The organism is Streptomyces sp. NPDC092296 (assembly GCF_044755465.1).
Classification (GTDB): domain Bacteria; phylum Actinomycetota; class Actinomycetes; order Streptomycetales; family Streptomycetaceae; genus Peterkaempfera.
Map to the genome: position 1 here is coordinate 435,075 of NZ_JBIVRB010000002.1, position 7,104 is coordinate 442,178.

At 74.4% G+C, this 7,104-nt stretch carries 7 protein-coding genes; 5 read left to right on the forward strand and 2 right to left on the reverse strand.

Annotated features, from left to right (window positions below; translation table 11 throughout):
• Positions 1-233 precede the first annotated feature (233 nt).
• Positions 234-1,280 carry an LLM class F420-dependent oxidoreductase gene (locus tag ACIQGZ_RS09535; RefSeq protein WP_402600467.1) on the forward strand — a complete coding sequence of 349 codons (1,047 nt, stop codon included), beginning with the start codon at positions 234-236 and terminating at the stop codon, positions 1,278-1,280.
• 33 nt (positions 1,281-1,313) lie between these two features.
• On the opposite strand, the gene ACIQGZ_RS09540 is transcribed toward ACIQGZ_RS09535, so the two are convergent.
• Positions 1,314-1,943: a hypothetical protein gene (locus ACIQGZ_RS09540; RefSeq protein ID WP_402600743.1), complete on the reverse strand. Its 630-nt coding sequence runs from the start codon at positions 1,941-1,943 to the stop codon at positions 1,314-1,316.
• 101 nt (positions 1,944-2,044) lie between these two features.
• Positions 2,045-3,043, reverse strand: coding sequence for a magnesium/cobalt transporter CorA (gene corA, locus ACIQGZ_RS09545; RefSeq protein WP_402600468.1), 999 nt, complete (start codon positions 3,041-3,043; stop codon positions 2,045-2,047).
• A 103-nt stretch (positions 3,044-3,146) separates the two neighbouring features.
• Here corA and ACIQGZ_RS09550 point away from each other — a divergent pair, with 103 nt between their 5' ends.
• The 4 genes from ACIQGZ_RS09550 (at position 3,147) to mshC (ending at position 6,763) form a co-directional block, all read left to right on the forward strand.
• A complete protein-coding gene (locus tag ACIQGZ_RS09550) occupies positions 3,147-3,854 on the forward strand; it encodes an MSMEG_4193 family putative phosphomutase (protein ID WP_402600469.1) in 708 nt (235 codons plus the stop codon).
• Between the two features lie 138 nt (positions 3,855-3,992).
• Entirely contained in the window at positions 3,993-4,574 is a 582-nt protein-coding gene (locus ACIQGZ_RS09555) for a DUF3090 domain-containing protein (protein ID WP_402600470.1), read from the forward strand.
• Between the two features lie 92 nt (positions 4,575-4,666).
• Positions 4,667-5,464, forward strand: coding sequence for an SCO1664 family protein (locus ACIQGZ_RS09560; protein ID WP_402600744.1), 798 nt, complete (start codon positions 4,667-4,669; stop codon positions 5,462-5,464).
• Positions 5,465-5,533: 69 nt separating this feature from the next.
• Complete coding sequence (mshC, locus tag ACIQGZ_RS09565) at positions 5,534-6,763, forward strand: cysteine--1-D-myo-inosityl 2-amino-2-deoxy-alpha-D-glucopyranoside ligase (protein ID WP_402600471.1); 1,230 nt, start codon at positions 5,534-5,536, stop codon at positions 6,761-6,763.
• Positions 6,764-7,104: the final 341 nt, after the last annotated feature.

Genomic DNA, 7,104 nt, shown 5'->3' on the forward strand with positions numbered 1-7,104 from the left:
GCAGGTGGGGGCGTATCCGGGGCGGTACGCGACGGCTGCGGAGCGTGATGCGGCACACAGCTACCCGCCGGTAGCATGCTGTGGGGGCCGGCGGCTACGCTCGCCCCGACGCCCGCGTCCGGCCACACCGCACATCCGGCACCACCTCGACACCCCGCAACACCTCGACACCCCGCAACACACCACACCCTGCAACACCCCGCATCCGGCCACACCACGGAGGCTTGCAGCACATGCGACTCGGTATCAACCTCGGCTACTGGGGCCTCGGCAACGACGCCGACAACGTCGCCGTCGCCCAGGAGGCCGACCGGCTCGGCTACGCGGTGTGCTGGGCGGCGGAGGCGTACGGCTCCGACGCCGCCACCGTGCTCGCCTACGTCGCCGCCAAGACGGAGCGGATCGACGTCGGCTCGGCGATCTTCCAGATCCCGGCCCGCACCCCGGCGATGACCGCGATGACCGCCGCCACCCTGGACACCCTCTCCGGCGGCCGCTTCCGGCTCGGCCTCGGCGTCTCCGGTCCGCAGGTCTCCGAGGGCTGGTACGGGGTCCGCTTCGACAAGCCGCTGGCCCGCACCCGCGAGTATGTGGAGATCATCCGCAAGGCCATGTCCCGCGAGCGCCTGGTCCACCAGGGCGCCAACTGGACGCTGCCGCTGCCCGGCGGCGCCGGCAAGCCGCTCAAGCTCACCGTGCACCCGGTGCGCGAGCACATCCCGCTGTACATCGCCGCGATCGGGCCGAAGAACCTGGAGCAGACCGGCGAGATCGCGGATGGCTGGCTGGGCATCTTCTTCGCCCCCGAGCACGCCGAGCTCTCGCTGGAGCCGCTGCGGGCCGGCCGCGCCAGGGCCGGGCTGACGCTGGACGGCTTCGACCTGGTGCCCACCGTGCCGATCGCCGTCGGCGGCGACATCGCGGCCGCCGCCGACGCCTTCCGCCCGTACACCGCGCTCTACGTCGGCGGCATGGGCAGCAAGGAGCAGAACTTCTACAACCGGCTGGCCCGCCGGATGGGCTACGAGCAGGCCGCCGAGGAGATCCAGCAGCGCTACCTGGCCAGGGACTACGCCGGGGCGGCCGCCGCCGTCCCGCAGGAGCTGATCGACTCCACCGCCCTGATCGGCCCCAAGGAGCGGATCGCCGACCGGATGCAGGCGTACGCCGACGCCGGGGTCACCACGCTGACCCTCTCCCCGGCCGGGCTCACCCTGGCGGAGCGGATCGAGGCGCTGCGCACCGGCGTGGCGGCGCTGGAGCTGGCCGGGCTGGCCTGAGCCGCGCCGGGCGGCCGCCGGTGGGCCCCGGGCCTACCGGCGGCCCTCCGGGACCAGCTGCCCCAGCAGCCGGCCGAAGTCGATCAGCCGGGCGATCTGCCCGGGGCCGCCGTCGTCCAGCGACTTGCTGAACCGGAACGCCTCCGGCCGGAACCGGGCGGTGGCCGAGCCCGCGTCGTCGGCGGGCACCGCGCTCAGCTCCTGCACGGTGCCGGTGGCCACCACCAGGTAGACGCCTCGGTTCATCCGGCCGCCGCGCTCGTCCCGGCCGACCACGGTGCGCATCCCGATGTGCCCGATCGCGCCCAGCGGCAGCACCTGCACCGAGGAGTCCAGCACCGTCCCGCCGGGCGCCTCGTGGTCGGTGACCTCCTCGCTGTGCCACAGGATCAGCCGCTTGCCGTCGCAGACCGCCGCCTCCTGCCAGACCGAGGCGCCGTTCTCGGTGAGGTCCACCACCCGCTCCAGGGTGAACCCCCGCACCCGGCGCCGCCCCAGCACCCCGGCGATGGCGTCCAACGCGACATCGGCGTGCAGGAAGTACGAGTGGGCCGCGTCCCGCAGCCGCGCGTACGGAGCCCAGTCGGTGCCCGCCGCCCCGGGCGGCCCCTCGGCCGGCCTCGGCCGCACCGCCCGCCAGACCCCGCCGCCGCCTCCGAACATGCGCACCGCCTCACTTGTCCGGGACCACCAGCCGATCGGCAGCTACCTACCCACCCACCCGGCGATCTCCACCTCGCCCGCCCGCCACCAGCCGTACGGGCTCACAGCCAGCCGCTGCGCTTGAAGACCTTGTACAGCACCACACAGACAGTCGCCATCAGTGCCAGCGCCGCCGGGTAGCCCCAGATGTACTTCAACTCCGGCATGTGTTCGAAGTTCATCCCGTAGACACCGGCGATCATCGTGGGTACGGCGGCCAGCGCCGCCCAGGCGGAGATCTTGCGCATGTCGTTGTTCTGTTGGACGCTCACCTGCGCCAGATTGGCGCTGAGGATGTCGGTGAGCAGCCGGTCCAACGACTCCACCTGCTCGTTCGCCCGGATCAGGTGGTCGCTCACATCCCGGAAGAACGGCCGCGCGTCGGCGGAGACGAACGGCACGCCGCCGCCGGTCAGCCGGGCCAGCGGGTCCTGGAGCGGTCCGGTGGCCCGGCGGAACTCCACGATCTGCCGCTTGAAGCCGTAGATCCGCTCGGCCATGTTGCCGCTGCTCCCGCGCGGCGCGCCCGCGAGCTGCGGCGAGAAAACGGCCGCCTCCAGCTCCTCCAGGTCCACCTGGAGCTCGCCGGCGATGTCGATGTAGGTGTCCACCACCTCGTCGCAGACCGCGTACAGCACCGAGCTGGGCCCGTGCCGCAGCACCTCGGGCTGCTGCTCCAGGCGCCGCCGCACCTCGGCCAGCGGGCTGCCGGAGCCGTGCCGCACCGAGACCACGAACGCGTCACCGACGAAGAGCATCAGCTCGCCGGTGTGCACCGTGTCGTGCACGTCGTTGTAGTGCACCGTCTTCAGCACCAGGAAGAGCGAGTCGTCGTACGCCTCCAGCTTGGGCCGCTGGTGGGCGCGGACGGCGTCCTCCACCGCCAGCGGGTGCAGGCCGAACTCGTCCGTGACGAGCTCGAACTCCTGCGCGGTCGGTTCGTGCAGTCCGATCCAGACGAACGCGTTCTCCGACTTGCGGGCCTCGTCCACGGCATCGGAGAAGTCCGACGGGCCCTCGGCCCGGCTGCCGTTGCGGTAAATGGCGCAATCCACGATCACCCGTCGATTCTCGCTCCTCCGCCGCGAAGCGGACAGCACCGGGGGCGCGGCCGGGCGCGACGGGCCCCGAGCGCGGCCCCGGGCGGGGCTCTAGGCTGGCCGCATGCCGACCCTGCTGCTCGTCCGCCACGGCCGTTCCACCGCCAACTCCTCCGGGGTGCTCGCGGGCTGGAGTCCGGGCGTCGACCTCGACGCCGAGGGCCGCGCCCAGGCCACCGCCCTCGCCGCCCGGCTGGCCGCCGTCCCGCTGGCCCGGGTGGTCTCCAGCCCGCTGGACCGCTGCCGGCAGACCGTCCAGCCGCTGCTGGCCACCCGGCCCGAACTGGCGTCCGACCTCGACGAGCGGATCGGGGAGTGCCGGTACGGCGAGTGGACCGGCCGCCCGCTGGCCGAGCTCGCCCAGGAGCCGCTGTGGCGCACCGTCCAGGACCACCCCTCCGCCGCCGTCTTCCCCGGCCCGGAGGGCGAGGCGCTGTCCGAGATGAGCCGCCGCGCGGTGGAGGCGGTCCGCGAGTGGGACGGGCGGGTGGCGGCCGAGCACGGCGCCGACGCCGTCTGGCTGGCCTGCGCGCACGGCGACATCATCAAGGCGGTGGTGGCGGACGCGCTGGGCCTGCACCTCGACCTCTTCCAGCGGATCTCCGTCGACCCCGCCTCCGTCACCGTGCTGCGCTACACCCCGCTGCGGCCGTTCCTGCTGCGGCTGGGCGACACCGGCGACCTGTCCGGACTGGCCCCGGCGGCCCCCGCGCCCAGCGGCGACGGCCGGGAGCAGTCGGACGCGGTGGTCGGCGGGGCCACCGGCACCTGACCACGCGGCCGGCCGCGATCGGCGGCCACCTCCCCTGCGCACCCCCGCTGCGCCCACCTCCACTGCGCCCACCCCCGTGCGGTGGGTAGGGTGAGAGGCGGACGACGACGTCAGCAGAGGCAAGTATCGGAGCAGCGAGTGCCCCGTCAGGTGTTCTTCTACGACCAACCCGAGCGGTTCGTGGCCGGCACGGTCGGCGAGCCCGGCGACCGCACCTTCTTCCTCCAGGCCAGCGGAGGCGGTCGTACGACCAGCGTGCTCCTGGAGAAGACCCAGGTGGCGGCGTTGGCCGAGCGGGTCGACGAGTTGCTGGACGAGGTGTTGCGGCGCAGCGGCGGCGCGGCGCCCGTCCCGGCCGTCGCGCCCTCCGAGCTGATCGACGTGGCGCCGCTGGACCTGCCGCTGGTCGAGGAGTTCCGGGTCGGCACCATGGCGCTGGCCTGGGACGGCAGCGAGGAGTGCGTGGTCGTCGAGGCGCAGGCGCTGCTGGAGGCCGACGCCGAGGACGACGAGGCGGCCGAGGCCGAGCAGGAGCTGTTCGAGGACGACGAGAACGGCCCGCCGCTGCTCCGGGTGCGGATCACCGGCGCGATGGCCCGGGTCTTCGCCAAGCGGGCGCTGGACCTGGTCGCGGCCGGCCGGCCGCCGTGCCCGTTCTGCAGCCTGCCGCTGGACCCGGAGGGCCACATCTGCCCGCGTGCGAACGGATACCGGCGCTGAACACCTCCGACCAGGCGCCCACCGGGCCCGGCGAACCGACCGCCGAGCCGCAGCAGCAGCCGCCCGAGGCCGACCCGGTCGCCTCGGCCGCGCTGGCCGCCGCCCCCGAGCGCGCGCTGGCGCTGCTGCGCGGCGGCGAGCTGACCGTGCACGGGCAGCTCGGCGGCGCCTCCAACACCGTGCTGTACTGCACCGTGGCGCTCGACGGCGAGCAGGCCGTCTGCGTCTACAAGCCGGTGCGCGGCGAGCGTCCGCTGTGGGACTTCCCGGACGGCACCCTGGCCGGCCGCGAGGTGGCCGCGTACGAGGTGGCGGCGGCCGGCGGCTGGGCGATGATCCCGCCGACGGTGCTGCGCGACGGCCCGCTCGGTACCGGAATGGTGCAGCTCTGGGTGGAGCCCGACCCGCAGCAGACCGCGCTGCTGGCCCTCCAGGACGCCGAGGAGGCCGAGCCGGGCTGGCTGCCGATCGGCCGCGCGGAGGTCGGCGCCGGGCGCACCGCGCTGCTGGTGCACGCCGACGACCCCCGGCTGCGGCGGCTCGCGGTGCTGGACGCGGTGCTCAACAACGCCGACCGCAAGGGCGGCCATCTGCTGCCCGCCGCCGACGGCCGGCTGTACGGCATCGACCACGGGGTGACCTTCGCCGTTCCGGGGAAGCTGCGCACCCTGCTGTGGGGCTGGGCCGGGGAGCCGCTGCCCGCCGAGGCGCTGGAGGTGCTGCGCAAGCTCGGCGCCGACCTGGCCGGGGCGCTGGGTGAGCGGCTGCGGCCGCTGCTGACCGGGGCGGAGATCGCGGCCGCCCGGCAGCGGGTGGCAGCCCTGCTGGCCGGCGGGCGGCACCCGGAGCCGTCCGAGGACTGGCCGGCGGTGCCGTGGCCGCCGATCTGAGCGGTGCGGTCCGGGCTTGGCCGGAAGCCCGTTACCTGTTGAAATGATCGGCCGGTTAGAGTTTTGAGCATGCATGCCTGGCCCGCCACAGACGTCCCCGCGCTTCCCGGCCGGGGCGACGCCCTGCGCCTCCACGACACGTCCGCCGGCCGCACCCGGGAGATCATTCCCACGGGCCCCACCGCCCGCCTCTATGTGTGCGGCATCACCCCCTACGACGCCACCCACCTGGGCCACGCGGCCACTTACACGGCGTTCGACCTGGTCCAGCGGATATGGCTGGACTCCGGGCACGACGTGCAGTACGTGCAGAACGTCACCGACGTCGACGACCCGCTGCTGGTGCGGGCCCAGGAGACCGGCGTCGACTGGGTCGAGCTCGCCGAGCGTGAGACCGCGCTCTTCCGCGAGGACATGACCGCGCTGCGGATGCTGCCGCCCGCCCACTACGTCGGCGCGGTGGAGTCCATCCCGTGGATCGTGCCGCTGGTGCGGCGGCTGCTGGACGGCGGCGCCGCGTACGAGCTGGACGGCGACATCTACTTCTCGGTGGAGTCCGACCCCCGCTTCGGGGAGGTGTCCCGGCTGACCGAGGCGGAGATGCTGCCGCTCTTCGGTGAGCGCGGCGGCGACCCGGACCGCCCGGGTAAGAAGCACCGGCTGGACCCGATGCTCTGGATGGCCGCCCGCCCCGGCGAGCCGTCCTGGGAGACCGCGCTCGGCACCGGCCGGCCCGGCTGGCACATCGAGTGCGTGGCCATCGCGCTGGAGCACCTCGGGATGTCCTTCGACGTCCAGGGCGGCGGCAGCGACCTGGCCTTCCCGCACCACGAGATGGGCGCCGCGCACGCCCAGGTCGCCACCGGCGGCCACCCGTACGCCCATGCGTATGTGCACGCCGGCATGGTCGCGCTGGACGGCGAGAAGATGTCCAAGTCCCGGGGCAACCTGGTCTTCGTCTCCCGGCTGCGCGCCGCCGGGGTCGACCCGGCCGCGATCCGGCTGGCGCTGCTCGCCCACCACTACCGCTCCGACTGGGAGTACACCGACGCGGCGCTGGACGAGGCCGTGCAGCGGCTGGGCCGCTGGCGGGCCGCCGTCTCCCGGCCGGACGGACCCCCGGCCAGGGAGCTGCTGGCCGAGGTGCGCGCGGCGCTGGCCGACGACCTGGACGCGCCCCGGGCGCTGGCGGCGGTGGACCGCTGGGCCGAGCGGCAGCAGGCCGAGGGCGGTACGGACACCGGTGCGCCGGGCCTGGTCTCCCGGACGGTGGACGCGCTGCTGGGCGTGGCGCTGTGACGCTGCGTCAGGGTGCCGGGTACGCCGGTGCCATGACGTTCGAGTGATGATCGGGTGAACGGCGTTGCCACAGTTGGTCTAGACCTTGACAGGACCATGCATGGTCTAGTCCACTGGAGGTGATCGATGACCGGCGGCTGCCCGACGCCGGTCATCGGTCCTTCCGGACACCACCCGCTAGAGGCAGAACCCGGGTGCGGTGACAGAAGCGGGGGGGGGGGGGGGGGGGGGGGCCGGCCCCCCCCCCCCCGCCACCCCCCCCCCCGCCCGCCCCCCCCCGGGGCCCCCCCCCCCCCCCCCCCCCCCCCCCCCCCCCCCCCCCCCCCCCCCCCCCCCCGTAC